13 protein-coding genes and 1 pseudogene are annotated in these 18,757 nt (G+C 70.2%); 10 read left to right on the top strand and 4 right to left on the bottom strand.

Going from position 1 to position 18,757, the window contains the following annotated elements; genetic code table 11:
• Window positions 1–105 precede the first annotated feature (105 nt).
• Window positions 106–2,916: a LuxR family transcriptional regulator gene (locus ADL01_RS14760; protein WP_053742448.1), complete on the top strand. Its 2,811-nt coding sequence runs from the start codon at window positions 106–108 to the stop codon at window positions 2,914–2,916.
• A gap of 365 nt (window positions 2,917–3,281) precedes the next feature.
• The gene (locus tag ADL01_RS14755) at window positions 3,282–3,599 is read left to right on the top strand and encodes a condensation domain-containing protein (protein WP_107090899.1); all 318 of its coding nucleotides are present in this window, start codon (window positions 3,282–3,284) and stop codon (window positions 3,597–3,599) included.
• Here ADL01_RS14755 and hemE read toward each other — a convergent pair.
• Window positions 3,572–4,666, bottom strand: a complete 1,095-nt coding sequence (gene hemE / locus ADL01_RS14750; RefSeq protein WP_078960515.1) for a uroporphyrinogen decarboxylase — start codon at window positions 4,664–4,666, stop codon at window positions 3,572–3,574. The two genes, ADL01_RS14755 and hemE, sit on opposite strands and share 28 nt — an antisense overlap.
• 129 nt (window positions 4,667–4,795) lie before the next feature.
• On the opposite strand from hemE, the gene ADL01_RS14745 reads away from it, so the two are divergent.
• From ADL01_RS14745 to ADL01_RS14735, 3 genes are all read left to right on the top strand, one after another.
• Entirely contained in the window at window positions 4,796–5,461 is a 666-nt protein-coding gene (locus tag ADL01_RS14745) for a DUF3000 domain-containing protein (protein ID WP_078960514.1), read from the top strand.
• A gap of 293 nt (window positions 5,462–5,754) precedes the next feature.
• Window positions 5,755–6,414 (top strand): helix-turn-helix transcriptional regulator, encoded by a 660-nt coding sequence (locus ADL01_RS14740; RefSeq protein WP_053742445.1) that lies wholly within the window; start codon window positions 5,755–5,757, stop codon window positions 6,412–6,414.
• 300 nt (window positions 6,415–6,714) lie between these two features.
• Entirely contained in the window at window positions 6,715–8,004 is a 1,290-nt protein-coding gene (locus ADL01_RS14735; protein ID WP_053742444.1) for an HRDC domain-containing protein, read from the top strand.
• 36 nt (window positions 8,005–8,040) lie between these two features.
• Here ADL01_RS14735 and ADL01_RS14730 read toward each other — a convergent pair whose 3' ends face one another.
• From ADL01_RS14730 to ADL01_RS14720, 3 genes are read right to left on the bottom strand one after another with little or no spacing between them, the layout of a single operon-like run.
• Window positions 8,041–8,871, bottom strand: a complete 831-nt coding sequence (locus ADL01_RS14730) for a carbohydrate ABC transporter permease (protein ID WP_053742443.1) — start codon at window positions 8,869–8,871, stop codon at window positions 8,041–8,043.
• Window positions 8,868–9,845 (bottom strand): carbohydrate ABC transporter permease, encoded by a 978-nt coding sequence (locus ADL01_RS14725; protein WP_107090895.1) that lies wholly within the window; start codon window positions 9,843–9,845, stop codon window positions 8,868–8,870. The genes ADL01_RS14730 and ADL01_RS14725 overlap by 4 nt, the downstream gene beginning before the upstream one ends.
• Window positions 9,842–11,155 (bottom strand): ABC transporter substrate-binding protein, encoded by a 1,314-nt coding sequence (locus tag ADL01_RS14720; protein ID WP_053742442.1) that lies wholly within the window; start codon window positions 11,153–11,155, stop codon window positions 9,842–9,844. Before ADL01_RS14720 ends, ADL01_RS14725 begins: the two co-directional genes overlap by 4 nt.
• A 158-nt stretch (window positions 11,156–11,313) precedes the next feature.
• Between ADL01_RS14720 and ADL01_RS14715 the strand changes: the two genes are divergently transcribed.
• From ADL01_RS14715 to ADL01_RS14695, 5 genes and pseudogenes are all read left to right on the top strand, one after another.
• Window positions 11,314–13,743: a glycoside hydrolase family 2 protein gene (locus ADL01_RS14715; RefSeq protein ID WP_053742441.1), complete on the top strand. Its 2,430-nt coding sequence runs from the start codon at window positions 11,314–11,316 to the stop codon at window positions 13,741–13,743.
• Complete coding sequence (locus tag ADL01_RS14710) at window positions 13,740–14,777, top strand: LacI family DNA-binding transcriptional regulator (RefSeq protein ID WP_053742440.1); 1,038 nt, start codon at window positions 13,740–13,742, stop codon at window positions 14,775–14,777. The genes ADL01_RS14715 and ADL01_RS14710 overlap by 4 nt, the downstream gene beginning before the upstream one ends.
• A gap of 167 nt (window positions 14,778–14,944) precedes the next feature.
• Window positions 14,945–16,171 (top strand): thiolase family protein, encoded by a 1,227-nt coding sequence (locus ADL01_RS14705; RefSeq protein WP_053742439.1) that lies wholly within the window; start codon window positions 14,945–14,947, stop codon window positions 16,169–16,171.
• A complete protein-coding gene (locus ADL01_RS14700; RefSeq protein WP_053742438.1) occupies window positions 16,168–18,294 on the top strand; it encodes a 3-hydroxyacyl-CoA dehydrogenase NAD-binding domain-containing protein in 2,127 nt (708 codons plus the stop codon). Before ADL01_RS14705 ends, ADL01_RS14700 begins: the two co-directional genes overlap by 4 nt.
• 226 nt (window positions 18,295–18,520) lie before the next feature.
• Window positions 18,521–18,757 (top strand): annotated as a pseudogene (locus ADL01_RS14695) (MarR family transcriptional regulator); the annotation flags it as partial.

The following is an 18,757-nucleotide window of genomic DNA, read 5'->3' as shown; positions in this document are numbered from 1 at the left end:
CGCAGACAGCGGGGGGCTGCGGCTCGCCAGCGCCTTCAGGGGGTGGCCGTGGCCACGCGCTTCGCCGCTCGTCCTGATCCGGGCGCAATTCCCCCGTACCCCCTCGTGCCTTCCGACCCGGTCGGCCGGGACGCGGAGATCCGCCGCCTGCTGGAGGCCGTCACCGCCCCTTCCGGCCCTCCCGTCGTGCTGCTGCGCGGCGAGGTGGGGGCCGGGCGGACCACCGTACTTGACGCTCTCGGTCACCGACTGCGCGCCGCCCGGACACCCACCTACCAGGTGAGATGCCTGCCCGGTGAACGACTGACGCCCGGTCTGCTCGCGCACCGGCTGCTCCTGGCCCTCGCCGTGCCGCCGCCCGCGCCCCTGACGGCCGGGCACTCCGCAGAGTGGGCGAGTCCCCTCACCCGTCCGTGCACCGGAGCGTCCGACTCCGGCACGACGAGCTGCCCCGCCCGTCTGGCGCAGGCGCTGCGCGCGCACGGGCCCGCCGTCCTGCTGGTCGACGACGCCCAGCACGCGGACCCGGAGACGGTCACGCCGCTGCACTCCCTGCTGTCCGAACTGCCGTCCGTGCGGCTGGTTCTGGGCGTCGCCGGCATCGGCCGCCCGGACGGCACGGCCTGTACGGTCGACCTCCCGCCGCTCACCCGCGACGACCTCATCCCGCTGCTCGCCCTCCGGCTGCGCGCCGTCCCCGACGATGTGCTGGTGGACGAGGTGCACCGGCTCAGCGCGGGCAATCCGGCTGCGGCGGTGGCAGCCGTCGGCCCCGAAGGACCGGGAACGGTCCGGGTACTGATCGGTCGCGCCCATCTGGTGGAGGGCGAGCCCCCGCCGCCGCTGCCGCCGGCCAACGACCGCTTCACGGCGACGCTGCGCGAACTCGGCGACCCGGTCTGGCGGACGGCCCGGGCGCTGAGCCTGCTGGAGCCCCTTGCCGACCGGACGGCGGAGCTCATCGCGACGGTCACCGACCTGTCCCGCCCCACGGTGGACGAGGCACTGGAGCGCTTGGTGCAGTGTGGGCTGGTGACCGGCCCCGAGCGGAACGCGGGCGCCGGCTGGAGGTTCCGGATACCGCTGGTCGCCCTTACCGTGCGGGCCCGGGTCGGCCCCTACGAACGCCGGGTGGTCTCGGCTGTCGCCGTACAGGCCCACTGGGAGGCGGCCGACCGGACCACCAGGGAGACGAGGTACGGCCAATCGGCGCACGACATCTGGCTGGCGGAACGTCTGGTCGACGCCGGCGGCCAGGTCAGCCGGCAGCGCGCCGCGCGCGAGCTGTTCGGCGTCGTCGAGCGGCTGCGCGACACCCATCCGCGCCAGGCAGCCCGGTGGCTGACGACCGCGGTCGAGTGGTCCGACGACGAGCAGCGATGCGCCTCGGCCGTGCTCGACCACGTGCTGAACGCGCGGCGCAAGCGCGAGGTCCGGACGTTCGACGAGAACGTGTGGGCGATGCTGCGGACCTTCTCCGGGCAGCTCGACCCCTTTGTCCGGCAGTCGTTGCTGTCCACGGAGATGGCCCAGCTGGCCGAGTGCGGCGACATGGCCGAACTGGCCGCCCGTTACCGGGTGTCGGCCACGGACCCGGGCGCGCGTCCGTTCATCCCCGCCGTGCGGGCCGCTTCCCTGCTGGGCCTGTGGTCCGACATCCCGCGCCTGATCGACGTCTCGGAGGCGGGACGCCACCCGGTGCCACTCGAACGATTCGTCGGCCGACTGGCTCGCGCGGCGGTCCAGCTCATTGCGGGCGACCCGACCGGCCTCCAGCAGCTCGCACGCACCTTGCCGGCCGAATTCCCGTTCTGTGCCGAAGACTTCGCGTCCACGGCAGCCATGTTCGACGCTCTGCTGCTTGCGGAGGACACCCAGGCGGTCACGGCCCTGCTCACCGAGTGCGAGGCCACAGTGGACCGCCTGCCGCAGCAGACCGCCGTCCTCCACCGGTTCCTCACCGGCGCCTGGACCGAGGCGCTGGCCACGGCCGGCTCCCTCATGGCCAACACACGGCCGACGGCGCTGGGGCCGGTGGGAATGCTGATCTACGCCAAGGCATCCACCGCGCTGCTCGCCCGGGGCTGGCCCTCGCGCGCCGGGACCGTGCTGGACATCGCGAACACCGCCGGGTCGCCGATGGTGTACATGTTGGCCGCCGAACAGGCCGCGGTGCACCGATTCTTCGGCCGGACCGACGCGGCCCGCGAGATCCTCTGCCAGGGGCTCGCCACGGCGGCCGACGGTGGGTGCGCGCTGGGTACCGCGGCCCTGTGGTCGGAACTGACGCTCATCGAGGCCGAGCGGGGACGCTCCGATCTCGTCGCCTCCGGTCTGTGCGAGCTGCGCCGCATCGCCCTCACCGGCCGGGACAGCGACCGCCTGACATATCTGCGCACCCGCGTCGAAGCGCGCACGGCCGACCCGGACCGCGCCGACGGGGTCCGGGAGGCGCGCGAGGCGCTTGCCGTCGCCCGCTCGCTCGGGCAACCGTTCGAACTGGCCCGTACGTTGCTGGCGGTCGCCCGCGCCGGGCAGGCGGCGGACAGCGGGCACACGTACGGCGAAGCACCTGCCGAACGACTCCTGGCGGAGGCCTACGACCTGTTCGGAGAGCTGGACGCGCCGCTGTGGCGGCACCGGACCAGAGCGGCCCTGCGGGACGCGGACGCCGGACCGGGGGCGCCGCGAGATCCGGTCGCCGCCGAGGAGACCGAGGTGCTGCTGGCCCGGCTGGTGTCCGAGGGCCTGTCGAACCGCCGGCTCGCCGAGGTGCTCAGGGTGAGCGAGACGAGTGTGTCGACCCGGCTGAACCGGCTCTATCGCCACCTCGGCGTACGCTCCCGCGTGGAACTGGCCACCGCGGTGGTGACAGGGCAGTACGAGCCCCGGCCCCCTCGCCGACCCGACTCCTGACTCTGCTTCTCCACCAGGGAGTTGGCACCCTAACTCGTTCACATGCGCCACACTGCTCGGCCGTCCCCGGCGGCAGTCCTCCCGTCACTGGCGTAGGCCACGGACACCGCGAAGGCGACCTGTCGATGAACTGGGCGGCACCCCGGGCACCACCGGAACCACATGGCCCGCTGTGGGGAAGGCGGGCGCGGCCGGGTCAGTAGGGCCGGCCGGGGCTACGCGTTGTCACGGATTCCCGTGACCGGGAACGCTCCGGACCGCCCCGAGCGCCGTCAGAGGCGAATCCTGGGGACTGTCAGGGCTGTTGGACATCACGGAAGGTGAGCCTCACGTCGTCGTCGAACGAACCCGAGGAGACCCACCCCATGCCCACAGATGACCGCGGGGCGCTGCCCCTGACCTCAGCGCACGCCGGTGTCTGGTTCGCGCAGCGACTGGACCCCCTGCGCCGTGACTATGCCGTCGGCGAGTACCTGGAGATCCACGGAGCCGTGGACCCGGGACTCTTCCAGGAGGCGCTGCGCCGGATGGTGGCGGAGACCGAGGCGCTCGGCATGTGCTTCGCGGAGGCGGACGGGGTGGTGCGGCAGCGGCCGGCCGGTCGGCCGCCGTTCCGGCTGGAGACCGTCGATGTGAGCGGGCCCGGGCCCGCGGCTCAGCGGGCGGTGTGCGTGTGGACGTAGTCCACGAGGCGCGTCAGGGCGTCCGGGGGCGTGTTCGGCATGACGCCGTGCCCGAGGTTGAAGATGTGGCCCTCGAGGCCCTTCGCGGAGTCGAGGACCTCGCGGGTCTTCGCCTCGACGGCCTCCGTGGAGGCGAACAGGACCGTCGGGTCGAGGTTGCCCTGGAGCGCCTTGCCGGGGCCGACGCGGCGGGCGGCCTCGTCGAGCGGGACGCGCCAGTCGACGCCCATGACGTCCACGCCGGCCTCACTCATGGGGGTCAGCAGCTCGCCGGTGCCGACACCGAAGTGGATACGCGGCACGCCGTACCCCTCGACCGCCGTGAAGACCTTCTGGGAGGCGGGGAGCACCGAGCGGCGGTAGTCGACGGGGGCGAGGGCGCCGGCCCAGGAGTCGAACAGCTGGACAGCGGAGGCGCCCGCCTCGATCTGGACCTTGAGGAAGGCCGCCGTGATGTCGGCGAGGCGGTCGAGGAGGTCGGCCCAGAGCTGCGGGTCGCCGTACATCATCGCCTTGGCGTTCTCGTACGTCCGGGACGGGCCGCCCTCGACGAGGTAGCTCGCGAGGGTGAAGGGCGCGCCGGCGAAGCCGATGAGCGGGGTGGCGCCGAGCTCGCGGGTGAGCAGACCGATGGCCTCGGTGACGTACGGGACGTCCTCGGGGGTGAGGTCGCGGAGCTGGGCGAGGTCCGCGCGGGTGCGGATCGGCTTCTCGACGACCGGGCCGACGCCGGGCTTGATGTCGAGGTCGACGCCGATGGCCTTGAGCGGGACGACGATGTCGCTGAAGTAGATCGCCGCATCCACGTTGTGCCGACGCACCGGCTGGAGGGTGATCTCGGTGACCAGCTCGGGCCGGGCGCAGGACTCCAGCATCGGGATGCCCTCGCGGACCTTGCGGTACTCGGGCAGGGAGCGCCCCGCCTGGCGCATGAACCACACGGGCGTGTGCGGCACCGGCTCGCGGCGGCATGCCTTCAGGAAGGCGGAATCCCGCACTGCGTCGTTCTTCACGGCGGCGGACGTCTCTGTCGGCTGCTGGCCCGCAGGGCTCTGGTTGGCGCTCACGACAAGAAGTCTCGCACGCCCCACCGACACTCCCGCGAACAGCCCTGCCGACGGCCCTTGTGCGACTGTGGTCCGTCCCACGGGTGTCCCTCCCCGCGCGAAGGCTCCGTGCCCCTTAATCTTCCCGGCATGGCTGCGGCACAGGGACGACTGTCGGACGGCGCTGGCGGAATGGACGACGCGAAGGGGGGAGACCGGGATGCGGACACGGCTCCGTTGCCCTTCCGGACTGCCGTCGACGCGTTGCGGTCCGCGCGGCTGAGGCCGCAGATCGAGATCGAACCGACGCGGGCGCCCCAGCGACTGGCGCCGTTCGCGTACGCCCTCGAGGCGGCGGTCGTCGACGGCGAGGAGGATCTGGCCGACGGCCGGCTCGTCCTGCTGCACGACCCGGCCGGGCACGACGCCTGGGAGGGAACCTTCCGGCTGGTGACGCTGGTGCGCGCCGAGCTGGAGCCGGAGATGGCCGCCGACCCGCTGCTGCCGGACGTGTGCTGGTCCTGGCTGACCGGGGCGCTCCAGGCGCGCGGGCTGTCGTACGTGGAGGCCAGCGGCACGGTCACGCGCGCGAGTTCGCACTACTTCGGCGGGATGTCGGAGCGGCCGGCCGCCTCCCAGATCGAGATCCGCGCCTCCTGGACGCCCCGTGAGGGTCTCGGCGGAGTCCCGGACACCGCGTCCCACCTCGCGTCCTGGTGCGACCTCCTCGCCCAGATCGCGGGCCTGCCACCGGCCGCCCCCGGAGACGCGTCGGTGGTGACACTCCCGCAGCGGCGGGGGCCCCAGTCCCGCTAGGACAGCCCTGGCTCCACTGAACGGCGAACGGCCTTGCGGACCCCGGAAGGGGTCCGCAAGGCCGTTCGCCGTTTTCATGCGTCGCCACGCCTTCTTTTAGTAGCTCTTTGTCGATACGGCCACTTTCGGCCGCGTATCGACGTAGAGCGAAACCGTTCGATCTTCGGATGATCGATCGCGTGTCCGAATTGCACGGATTGTTACTCACCAGATCGTGATCTTTCTCTAAAGGAGCACAGGTTTGATGCCGAAGACCTCTGTGACCTTGAAAGCACCGCACTCCAGGAGGCCTGGTGTCCGTTCTTCTTGAGCAGCCCGCAAGCCTGGTCGCCTACCGCCCGAACAAGCCGACCGCCATGGTGGTCGTGGCCGACCCCCGCGTCCGCTCCACCGTCACCCGCCATCTGTGGGCGCTCGGTGTGCGCGATGTGATCGAGGCCTCGTCCATCGCGGAGGCTCGTCCCCGCATCGGCAACCCCCGCGACATCTGCGTCGCCGACGTCCACCTGCCCGACGGCAGCGGGCTCACCCTGCTGTCCGAGACCCGTGCCGCAGGCTGGCCCAACGGCCTGGCCCTGTCCGCCGCCGACGACATCGGAGCCGTACGCAACGCCCTCGCGGGCGGTGTGAAGGGTTACGTCGTCACCGGCACCCGCAACAATGTCGGCCTCCCCGGCCGGCCCGGCGCCGCCCCCATCGGTGCCGGTGCCCGTATGCACCGCCGCCCCCCGGGTGCCCCGAGCCACCCGGGCGGCTACCGCGAACTGTCCGGCCGCGAGGTCGAGGTCCTGCGACTGGTCGCCGAGGGCCAGTCGAACAAGGCGATCGGCGTCTCGATGGGCCTGTCCGCACTGACCGTCAAGAGCCACCTCGCCCGTATCGCCCGCAAGCTCGGCACGGGCGACCGCGCCGGGATGGTGGCGGTGGCCCTGCGGACCGGAATCATCCACTGACACTGATCCTGACCTGACCTCACCCGACCTCACCCCGATCCTGATCCCTGATCACCGACTCCTGATCACCGATCCTGATCGCCGCCGACACCCTCCCCCAGCCGACGACCACCATCGAACGACTCCCGCCGACGACCATCGGCGACCGGCCGCTGACGACCGCTCCGCCACCACTCCTGACCGAGATGACCGACAGAATTCACTGACACGTGTGACACGTGACCGGTTTACGACCCCAAGGCGCCCGGCGACGGAACGTTCCGTCGGCGGGCGCCGTCCATACACAGATACCCTTGACAGGTGACCGAAGCCCAAGAGACCGCAGCAGACAGCTCACTGCGAACCACCGGAGGCGCCCCTCCGGACGACAACGGATCTTCTGAGGCTCCGGCGCCGATCCCCCTCCTCGAACCCCGTGACGGAATTCCACCGGTCGTCACCGACGAGAACACGCTCGCCGAAGTGATCGCCGCGTTCGCCGCCGGCACCGGCCCGGTCGCCGTAGACGCCGAACGCGCGTCCGGTTACCGCTACGGCCAGCGTGCCTATCTGGTGCAGCTGCGCCGCGAGGGCGCCGGTACCGCGCTCATCGACCCCGTCGCCTGCCCCGACCTGTCGGGCCTGGGCGAGGCGCTCGACGGTGTGGAATGGGTACTGCACGCCGCCACCCAGGACCTGCCCTGTCTCCGCGAGATAGGCATGATCCCCACTCACCTGTTCGACACCGAACTGGCCGGACGGCTGGCCGGGTTCCCCAGGGTCGGCCTGGGCGCGATGGTCGAGGGCGTCCTCGGCTTCGTACTCGAGAAGGGCCACTCCGCGGTCGACTGGTCGACCCGGCCCCTGCCCGAGCCCTGGCTGCGGTACGCGGCACTTGACGTCGAACTCCTGGTCGACCTGCGGGACGCGCTGGAGAAGGAGCTGGACCGGCAGGGCAAGCTGGAGTGGGCCCGCGAGGAGTTCGACGCGATCGCGTCGGCGCCGCCGCCGGAGCCCCGCAAGGACCCCTGGCGCCGTACGTCCGGCATGCACAAGGTGCGTCGGCGTCGGCAACTGGCCGTCGTACGGGAGCTGTGGGAGACCCGGGACCGGATCGCGCAGCGTCGGGACGTGTCGCCGGGCAAGGTGCTGTCGGACGCGGCCATCGTCGAGGCCGCGCTCGCCGTGCCGGCCAACGTCCACGCGCTGGCCGCGCTGACCGGGTTCGGGCACCGGATGGGACGACGGCAGTTGGAGCAGTGGCAGGAAGCCGTGGACAGCGTGAAGGCGCTCACCGACGCACAGCTGCCCCAGCCGGGGCAGCCTGTGGTCGGGCCGCCGCCGCCACGGGCGTGGGCCGACAAGGACCCGGTGGCCGCGGCGCGGCTGTCCGCCGCGCGGGCCGGGGTGTCCGCGCTGGCCGAGCGGCTGAACATGCCTCAGGAGAACCTGATCACCCCGGACACGGTGAGAAGGGTCTGCTGGGAGCCGCCCGCCGCTCCTGACGCCGAGTCCGTCGCGGCGGCTCTTGAGGGGTACGGGGCCCGGGCCTGGCAGGTGGAGCAGGTGACGCCTGTTCTGGTCGAGGCGCTGTCCGCCAAGACGCCGTAGGAACCCTGTGGTACGGCGGGTGCGAGCCCGCCGTACTCACCGCGTCGCCCCCTTCGTGAAGCCGTTGTAGATGAACCTCTGCAGCGACAGGAAAGCGACCAGCGTCGGCAGGATCACCAGCACCGCACCCGCCGAGATCGTCTCCCAGTGGGCGGCGAAGGGGCCTTTGAAGCGGAAAAGGGACGTCGAAATCACGCCAAGATCTTCGGACGGCATGTAGAGGAAGGGGATGTAGAAGTCGTTGTAGACGGTGATCCCCTTCACGATCACGACCGTGGCGATCGCCGGCCTGAGCAGCGGGAAAATGATCTTCCGGTAGATCGTGAAGGCGTTGGCTCCGTCGAGGCGTGCCGACTCGTCCAGGGAGACCGGGATCGAGCGGACGAACTGCAGGAAGATGTAGATCGACACGATGTCGGTGCCCATGTAGAGCGCGATCGGCGCCCAGAGGGTGTCGAACATGCCGAAGCTGTTGACGAGTCGGAACGTCGCCACCTGTGTCGTGACGCCGGGGACCAGGGTCGCCACCAGGAACAGGGCGATCACCAGCTTCCGGAAGCGGAAGGTGAAGCGGTCGATCGCGTACGCCGTCATCGAGCCGATGAGGACGGTTCCCGAGACGGCGAACAGCAGGATGAAGGCCGTGTTGGCGAACGCGGACAGCATCTCGCCGTCCTGGAACGCCGTCACGTAGTTGTGGAGGTTCAGCAGGTCGCCCGGCAGCGAGAGCGCCCCGCTGTCGTCCGCCATCTCCCGCTCGGACTTGAACGAGGTCAGCACGATCACGCCCAGCGGCAGCAGGACGACCACCGTCGCGAGGACCAGGGACAGGTACACGAACGTACGGGCAACCGCTCGGCGCGTCATACGAGATCCACCCTGTCGTCCGGGACGAGCCGCCGCTGCACCCAAGTCGCGGCGAGCACGATCAGCAGCAGTACGACGGCCGCTGCCGAGGCGAGCCCCGTCTTGTTGAACTGGAAGGCCAGCTTCACCGTCTGGATCACGAACGTCTCGGTGCCGGTCGCCCCGCCGGTCATGATGTACGGGATCTCGAAGACCGACAGCGAACCCGAGATCGACAGGATCACCGACAGACTCAGCACCGGTCTGATGCCCGGCGCGATGATGTACCGGAACTGGTGCCAGCGGTTCGCCCCGTCGAGTTCCGCGGCCTCGTACAACTCCCCCGGGATGGACTGGATCGCGCCCAGGAACAGCACGAAGTTCAGGCCCATGTAGCGCCAGACCGAGACGCCGGCGAGCGAGATGTTCGCCGACGTCGGGGTGCCCAGCCAGGCGTGGTCCGTGTGCACGCCGAACAGGCTCAGCACCGAGTCGAGGGTGCCGCCGTCCTGGAAGAAGTAGAGGAAGACGAAGCCGATCGCGACCCCGTTGATCAGGTACGGGAAGAACAGCACGCCCTTGAAGAAGTTCCGGAACCGGACGTTGAAGCTGAGGATCGTCGCGAAGTAGAGCGCGGCGACGATCTGCAGGGCGGAGGCGGCCAGGTAGTAGCCGCTGACGAAGAACACCTCGAACAGCTCGGGGCGCGTGAGGAGTTCGGTGTAGTTCCCGGCGCCCGTGTAGTGGAGTTCGGGGCTGACGCCGTCCCAGTCGGTGAAGCTGTACGCGACCATGTTGACGATCGGCGCGTAGGTGAAGGTGAGGAGCAGCGCGAGCGGGGCGAGCAGGAACAGCCAGGGGGTCACGCCCCGCCACAGGCGGGTGCCGCGCGGGGCCGGCGGCGGTACGGGGCTGTTGGTGGCGGGCGCGGGCGGCGGTTCCTTCCGGCGCGCCGCGCTGCGACCGGTCAGACCGGCCTCGGTGGTGTCCGTCACCGCGTCCCCACGGACCGCTGGGCGTCGGTCCAGCGCTTGCCGAGGTCCCCGAGGAAGCCGTCGAGGCTCCCCTTGCGGGCGCCACGGGCCAGGTCGACGAGATCCTGACGGTAGTCGGGGCCGTAGAGACCGACCTCCGACTCGGCGTCGATGAGCTTGAGTTGTGCGCCGGCGGTGTCGTCGACCTCGATGAACTTCACTCCGGCGTCCGTGTACGGCTGGAGCACGTCGGGCAGCGGAGCGTCCTTGAGCGGGGAGATGGCCAGGTTGTCCTCGCCGTAGCCGGACTTGTCGGTGAACCAGTCGATCCAGGCGCGGGCCGCCGCCTTGTGCTCGCTGTGGACGTTGACGGCCTGGTTGTAGTCGGGCCCCACCACCGCGCAGAACTTTCCGCCCACTTGGGCCGGGAAGGGCATGAACCCGATGTCGGCGGGGTCGACACCGGCTTTCTTGGCCGCGTCCCGGAACTGGATGACCGCCCAGGTGCCGAGCCACTGCGTGGCGATCTGCCCCTTCGCCAACCGGGGCTTGGACGCCTCCCAGTTGGTGGTCGTCGGGTCCTTCTCGGCGAGCCCGTCGTGCACGATGTCGTACAGCAGGGTGTCGCCGACGCGCAGGTCCGCGCCCTTGGCCCAGGGGTCGCCCTCGACCAGCTTCGTGGTCGCGCCGGTGTCGCAGCCGACCGAGCCGTTGAGGTACGTCCATGACGTCAGCGGCCACTGGGCGGCGAAGTTGGTGTAGTACGGGTCCGCGTCCGTCTTCTCCTTGATCGCCTTCAGGGCGGTGATGAACTCTCCTGGTGTGGTGGGCCAGTCGGTGATCCCGGCCTCCCGCCAGACCCTCTTGTTGTAGACGAACCCGGGGGTCACCCCGATCGGGCTCTGGCCGTAGACCTTGCCGCCGACCGTGGTGAAGCCGGTGAAGCGGTACTTCTTCGCGCGCTCCGCCTGGGTACCCAGCGAGGCGAAGAACTTCGGGTAGTCGCTCTTCTTGATCACCCCGGGGATCAGCAGGACATCGCCGTAGTTCTCGGTGTTCATCCGGATCTTGACGTCGGCCTCGTAATTGGTGAGGCCCTCGAACTCGACCTTCACCTTCGGATACGTCTTCCGGAAGTCGTCGGCGTACTTCTTCATCGTGCCGTCCTGCACGAGATCGGTCCGCTGGGTCAGGACCTTGATGGTGCCGGTCACCTTTGACGGATCGTCAACTGGCTTGGCGTCAGCGCCCTTTGATGTTCCTGCGGTTCCCGTGCACGCGGAGAGCAGCAGGCCGGCGGTGAGGAGTGCGGGAATCGTGCGGCGGTTCATGTGCATCAGCTCCGTTCGGGACGGACGAGCACTACTGGGATGGCTGATTCGGCACTCTGACACCACTTACTGAACCGGTACAGTCCCTATTTCGCCAAGGGTGCCACCACGTTTTCCGCGCTTGACTCACGCGAGAATGAAACGGTTTAGGAGTGCGCATGCTGGAGGCCACACCACTCACCGAGGGCTGGACCGTGCGGTACGAGGGGGGCGAACTGCCCGCCAGCGTCCCCGGCTGCGTCCACACCGACCTGCTGGCGGCCGGAGTGATCCCGGACCCCTTCACCGGCCGGAACGAGACCGAGGTCGCGTGGGTGGGGCGCCGGGACTGGACGTACGAGAGACAGCTCGGGACTTCCTCGGCACATGAGCAGACCGACCTCGTATTCGACGGGCTCGACACCGCCGCCGAGATCCGGCTCGACGGTCAACTCCTTGGCCGGGTACGGAACATGCACCGGTCGTACCGCTTCGACGTGACCGGTCTGACCGGGCTGCTGTCCGTGCGGTTCGCCTCCGCGTACGCCGAGGCCGAGGCCGTGCGGGAGCGGCTGGGCGAGCGGCCCGGCGCCTATGCCGAGCCCTATCAGTACATCCGGAAGATGGCCTGCTCCTTCGGCTGGGACTGGGGTCCGACCCTCGTCACCGCCGGGATCTGGCGGCCGGCGCGTCTGGAGCACTGGTCGACGGCCCGGATCGCCCGGGTGCGCCCCGAGGTGACGGTCGACGAACACGGGCTGGGACATGTCGAGTTGGCGGTCGACGTGGAGCGCACCAGAGTCGAGGCCGGGCTCACCCTGGAGGCGCGGGTGAGTGGCCGCGGCCTCTTGGGTGGCGGTGAGGTGCTGGCGCGGGGCACGGTCGACGGGAGCAGCGGTGTCGTGCGGCTCGAAGTGCCCGACGTGGAACTGTGGTGGCCGCGCGGGTACGGTCAACAGCCGCTGTACGACGTCGAGTTGACGCTCAGGCAGGGCGAACTGGCCCTGGACGGCTGGCGGCGGCGGGTCGGGTTCCGGACCGTCGGGCTCGACACCTCCGCCGATGCCCACGGGACCGGGTTCACCCTGGTCGTCAACGGGGAGCGGCTGTTCGCGCGGGGCGTCAACTGGATCCCGGACGACGTGTTCCCGTCCCGGATCACGCCGGAGCGGTACCGCACGCGGCTGACGCAGGCGGCGGGCGCCGGGGTGGACCTCGTCCGCGTGTGGGGCGGCGGGATCTACGAGAGCGAGGATTTCTACGACGTCTGCGACGAGTTGGGGCTGCTGGTCTGGCAGGACTTCCCGTTCGCGTGCGCCGCATATCCGGAGGAGCAGCCACTGCGGGGTGAGGTCGAGGCGGAGGCCCGGGAGAACGTCGTACGGCTGATGCCGCATCCCTCGCTCGTGCTGTGGAACGGCAACAACGAGAACCTGTGGGGCTTCCGGGACTGGGGATGGGAGCGAACGCTCGCCGGGGAGTCGTGGGGCGAGGGGTACTACCTGGGCGTACTGCCGCGTGTGGTGGCCGAGTTGGACCCCACGCGGCCCTATACGGCGGGCAGTCCCTGGTCCGGGTCCTGGGATCGGCATCCGAACGATCCGGCGCACGGGACGCACCACTCGTGGGAGGTGTGGAACCGCGAGGACTATGCCGACTACCGGCTCGAAGTCCCGCGTTTCGTGGCCGAGTTCGGGTGGCAGGCACCGGCCGCGTACGCCACGCTGCGGCGCGCGCTGCCGGGCGAGCGGCTCGCCTCCGACTCCCCCGGCATGCTGCACCACCAGAAGGCGGAGGACGGGAACGGCAAGCTGGCGCGCGGGCTCGCCCGGCATTTCCCCCTCCACGAGGGGGACTTCGACCGGTGGCACTACCTCACCCAGGTCAACCAGGCCCGTGCCGTCGCCGCCGGGATCGAGCACTGGCGTGCGCACTGGCCGGTGTGCGCGGGGACGATCGTGTGGCAGCTCAACGACTGCTGGCCGGTGACGTCGTGGGCGGCGGTCGACGGGGACGGACGGGAGAAGCCGCTCTACCACGAGCTGCGGCGGCTGTACGCGGACCGGCTGCTCACCCTTCAAGTGCGGGGTGAGGAGGTCGTGTTGGCCGTCGTCAACCAGGCGGCGGAGCGGTGGTCGGGGACGGTGGAGCTGCGGCGGCTGTCCGTGGACGGGGGCGCTGTCGGTGAGTCGGTGCGGGTCCCGTTCGCGGCGGAGCGGCGGGCGGTCGCCGAGGTGCGGGTGCCGGGGGAACTCGTGCCGACGGGGGCCAAGGAGTTCCTGGTGGCGGACGCCGAGGGGGCGTACGGGGAGGGGCCGGACCAGGAGGGGCTGCGGGCGCTGTACTTTCCCGTGCCGGACCGTGAAATCCCTTATCCCCGGCCCGAGTTCGACGTGAGTGTGGCGCCGGGGGCGGTCACCGTCACGGCTCGTACCCTCGTACGGGATCTGCTGTTGCAGGCGGACCGGCTGGACCCGGGAGCGCGGGCCGATCGCGGGCTGGTGACCCTGTTGCCCGGGGAGCGGGTGACGATCGGGGTGCGCGGCTGGCGGACTCCGGACGCCGAGACCGCCCGGTCGGCCCTGTACTGCGTGGAGCCCGCCGGATGACGGCATCACCGACCCCCCGCGTCACCATCAAGGACGTCGCCGCGCGCGCCGGCGTGTCCAAGGGGGCCGTGTCCCTCGCCTTCAACCACAAGCCGGGGCTCGCCGAGGCGACCCGGGACCGGATCTTCACCGCCGCACGGGAGCTGGGCTGGGAGCCGAACCTCACCGCGCGGTCGCTGGCCGGGTCCCGGGTGGACGTGGTGGGGCTGGCGATCTGCCGGCCGGCCCGGCTGCTCGGGCTCGAACCGTTCTACATGGACTTCATCTCGGGCGTGGAGAGCGTCCTGACCGAGCACGCGTGCTCGCTGCTGCTCAGGCTCGTACGGACCCTGGAGGAGGAGGTCGGGCTTCAGGAGTCCTGGTGGAGGGGGCGGCTCATCGGCGGGACGATCCTGGTGGACCTCCGGGCCGACGATCCCCGGGTCCCGGCCGTCGAGCGGCTCGGGATGCCCGCCATCGCGGTCGGGCATCCGTCGCTCACCGGCGGGCTCACCGCCGTGTGGACCGACGACGCCACGGCCGTGACGGAGGCGGTGCGGTATCTCGCGGCGCTCGGGCACCGGCGGATCGCCCGGGTGGGGGGCGTGGCGGCGCTCGGCCACACGACCATCCGTACGGCGGCCTTCGACGAGGCCGCGCGGGGGCTCGGGCTGGCCGGGGCGTGGCAGGTGGCGACCGACTACTCCGGTGACGCGGGGGCGCGGGCCACCCGTTCGCTGCTGTCCGCCTCGCCGACTGACCGGCCCACGGCGATCCTGTACGACAACGACATCATGGCTGTGGCGAGCCTGTCCGTCGCCGCGGAGATGGGGCTCACCGTGCCGGGTGACGTGTCGTTGCTGGCCTGGGACGACTCACAGCTGTGCCGGCTCACACGGCCCACGCTGTCGGCGATGAGTCACGACGTGCACGGGTTCGGCGCGGACGTCGCCCGGACCTTGTTCGAGGTGATCGCCGGGGGCGGGGGCGGGTCGCATCCGGTGGCCACGCCCGTACTGACTCCTCGGGGGTCCACCGCTCCGCCGAGGACGTGAGGCCAGCATGTGTAACCGGCGGTAACATGTGAATCCCGTGTGACGTTCACCGCTCCCCCGTCCAGGGGTGTGCAGCACGGTTACTCGCAAGTAGCATGGAACCTGAGCGCCCGCTCAGCGGTTGCGTATACAGCAGTGCCGTCCCGCACCTCTGGAGGAAAGCCATCGTGCCTCGTACCGTCAGGGATGTCGTCTTCGTCGACGGCGTCCGCACCCCGTTCGGCAAGGCGGGCCCGAAGGGCATCTACCACGAGACCCGCGCCGACGACCTCGTCGTTAAGGCGATCCGGGAACTGCTGCGCCGCAACCCGGGTCTCGACCCGAAGAAGATCGACGAGGTCGCCATCGCCGCGACCACGCAGATCGGTGACCAGGGACTGACCCTGGGCCGCACGGCGGGCATCCTCGCCGGGCTGCCCCAGTCCGTGCCGGGCTACTCCATCGACCGCATGTGCGCCGGCGCGCTGACCGCAGTCACCGCCACCGCCGGTTCGATCGCCTTCGGCGCCTACGACGCCGTCATCGCCGGCGGCGTCGAGCACATGGGCCGTCACCCCATGGGCGAGGGGGTGGACCCGAACCCGCGGTTCGTGAGCGAGAAGCTCGTCGACGAGTCGGCCCTGTTCATGGGCATGACCGCCGAGAACCTGCACGACCGCTACCCGCACATCACCAAGCAGCGCGCCGACGAGTACGCGGTGCGCTCGCAGGAGAAGGCCGCCAAGGCGTACGCCAACGGCAAGATCCAGCAGGACCTGGTACCGATCTCCGTACGGAACACCAATGCCGAGGCCGGCGAGACCGGCTGGGGTCTGGTGACCGCCGACGAGCCGATGCGACCGGGGACCACCCTGGAGAACCTGGCCGGCCTCAAGACGCCGTTCCGGGTGCACGGGCGGGTCACCGCCGGTAACGCGGCCGGTCTGAACGACGGCGCCACGGCGTCGATCATCGCGTCCGAGGACTTCGCGCGCGAGAACAACCTGCCCGTCAAGATGCGCCTCGTCTCGTACGCCTTCGTCGGCGTCGAGCCCGAGGTCATGGGCTACGGGCCGATCCCGGCGACCGAGAAGGCACTCGCCAAGGCGGGCCTCGGCATCGGTGACATCGGTCTGTTCGAGGTCAACGAGGCCTTCGCCGTCCAGGTCCTGGCCTTCCTCGACCACTACGGCATCGCCGACGACGACGCGCGCGTGAACCAGTACGGCGGTGCCATCGCCTTCGGTCACCCACTGGCCTCGTCAGGTGTGCGTCTGATGACGCAGCTCGCTCGCCAGTTCGAGGAGCAGCCGGAGGTCCGCTACGGCCTCACCACCATGTGCGTCGGCTTCGGCATGGGCGCCACGGTCATCTGGGAGAACCCGCACCACAAGGACGCCGGAGGCGACAAGTGAGCACCACCGAACTCCTCAAGGGCGCGGCCGAGCTGTTCCCCGACGAGGTCGTGACGTCCGCGCACGTACGCCACCTCGACCTGCCGTTCGGCGCCGGCCGTTTCGCGCTGATCACCCTCGACAACGGCTTCGACCACACCAAGCCGACCACCTTCGGCCCGGCCTCGCTGGCGAACCTGAGCATCGCCATCGACCAGGTCGAGAAGGAGGCTACGGCCGGCGAGATCGTCGGTGTCGGCATCACCGGCAAGCCGTTCATCTTCGCCGTCGGCGCGGACCTCAAGGGCGTAGAGCTCCTGAAGAACCACTCCGACGCGCTCGCCATCGGCAAGGGCGGCCACGAGGTCTTCAAGCGCCTCGCCGGGCTCGCGGTCCCGACCTTCGGCTACTACAACGGTGCCGCCATGGGCGGCGGCGTCGAGGTCGGTCTGCACTGCTCGTACCGGACCGTGTCGAAGTCCATCGCGGCCTTCTCCCTCCCCGAGGTCTTCCTCGGCCTGGTCCCCGGCTGGGGCGGCTGCACGATCCTGCCCAACCTCATCGGCGCGGACCGCGCGGTGAGCGTGATCATCGAGAACTCGCTCAACCAGAACAAGCAGCTCAAGGGGCAGCAGGTCCTCGACCTGGGGATCGCCGACGCGCTGTTCGAGGGCGCGGACTTCCTGGAGCAGTCGCTGATCTGGACGGCTTCCGTCGTCAAGGGCGACATCAAGGTCGAGCGCCCGGCCATCGACCGCGGCGAGGCCTGGGACCAGGCGGTCGCCAAGGGCCGCTTCATCGCGGACAGCAAGGTGCACGGTGCGGCTCCGGCCGCCTACCGCGCCCTCGACATCATCGCCGCGGCCAAGAACGGCGACCTCCAGCAGGGGTACGACGCCGAGGACGTGGCCCTCGCCGACCTGATCATGGGCGGCGAACTCCGCTCCGGCATCTACGCGTTCAACCTCGTCCAGAAGCGGGGCAAGCGTCCGGCCGGCGCGCCGGACAAGTCGCTGGCCCGTCCGGTGACCAAGGTGGGCGTGGTCGGTGCCGGTCTGATGGCCTCGCAGCTCGCGCTGCTCTTCCTGCGCCGCCTCGAGGTGCCGGTCGTGCTGACCGACATCGACCAGGAGCGCGTCGACAAGGGTGTGGGCTACGTCCACGCCGAGATCGACAAGCTGCTCGGCAAGGGCCGTATCAACCAGGACAAGGCCAACCGCCTCAAGGCGCTGGTCACCGGTGTCCTGGACAAGGCGGAGGGCTTCGCCGACGCCGACTTCATCATCGAGGCCGTCTTCGAGGAGATCGGCGTCAAGCAGCAGGTGTTCGCGGAGGTCGAGGCGGTCGCCCCGGCGCACGCGATCCTGGCGACCAACACCTCCTCGCTGTCCGTCACCGAGATGGCGTCGAAGCTGAAGAACCCCGAGCGGGTCGTGGGCTTCCACTTCTTCAACCCGGTCGCGATCCTGCCGCTCCTGGAGATCGTGCGCGGCGAGCAGACGGACGACGCTTCGCTCGCCACGGCGTTCGGCGTCGCCAAGAAGCTGAAGAAGACCGCGGTGCTCGTGAAGGACGCCCCGGCGTTCGTCGTGAACCGTATCCTTACCCGCTTCATGGGCGAGATCCAGAACGTGATCGACGAGGGTACGCCGGTCGAGGTCGCGGAGAAGGCGGTGGAGCCGCTGGGGCTGCCGATGTCGCCGTTGGTACTCCTGGAGCTGGTCGGTCCGGCGATCGGTCTGCACGTCTCGGAGACCCTCAACCGGGCGTTCCCGGACCGCTTCACGGTGTCCCCGAACCTCGCCGCCGTCGTCAAGGCCGGCAAGCGCGGCTTCTACGTGTACGACAGCGGGAAGCCCGAGTTGGACCCCGAGGTTGCCGCGCTGCTTCAGCAGGGGGACGTCGTCCTGAGCGAGGAGCAGGTGCGGGAGCGGGTGCTCGACGCTGTCGCGCAGGAGATCGGGCTCATGCTCGACGAGGGTGTGGTGGCCGAGGCGCAGGACATCGACCTGTGTCTGATCACCGGTGCGGGGTGGCCCTTCCACCTGGGTGGGATCACGCCTTACCTGGACCGTGAGGGTGTCTCCGAGCGGGTGAACGGGAAGCGGTTCCTGGAGGCCGGGGTGGCTTCCGTCCCGGTGTGACCGGTTGCGTTGAACGCTGGGTGCCCCGCATACCGAGGTGGTGTGCGGGGCGCTTGGTTTTTTCGCCCCCGCCGCCCTTACCCGTCCCATCCGTCCTCGGGGGCGCTGCCCCCGAACCCCCGCTCCTCAAACGCCGGAGAGGCTATTTTCAGCACGTGTTGCCGACCGCTCAGGGTCTGCCGGGACAGGGCGCCGCATGACGAGGTGGGCCGAGGGGGCCGAGCAGATGTCACCCGATGAGGCAGTCGTCCTGTACGGCGACATCCTGCGGCTGACCGACGCCTTCGGTGGACGGGCCGACCGCACGATCCGCGAGGCCACCGGGCTCGGCGGCTCCGAGTTCGAAGTGCTGCTGCGTCTGGCACGGCATCCGCAACGTCGTACCACCAGCGCCCGCCTCGCGGAGGACCTCTCCTTCACCTCCGGCGGCCTGACCCGGCTGATCGCCCGGATGGAAGAGGCC

Source organism: Streptomyces sp. NRRL WC-3618 (assembly GCF_001280005.1).
In the GTDB taxonomy this organism is placed as follows: domain Bacteria; phylum Actinomycetota; class Actinomycetes; order Streptomycetales; family Streptomycetaceae; genus Streptomyces.
Note: the sequence above shows the minus strand (reverse complement) of the source record. Positions and strands in the feature narration are given on the sequence as shown.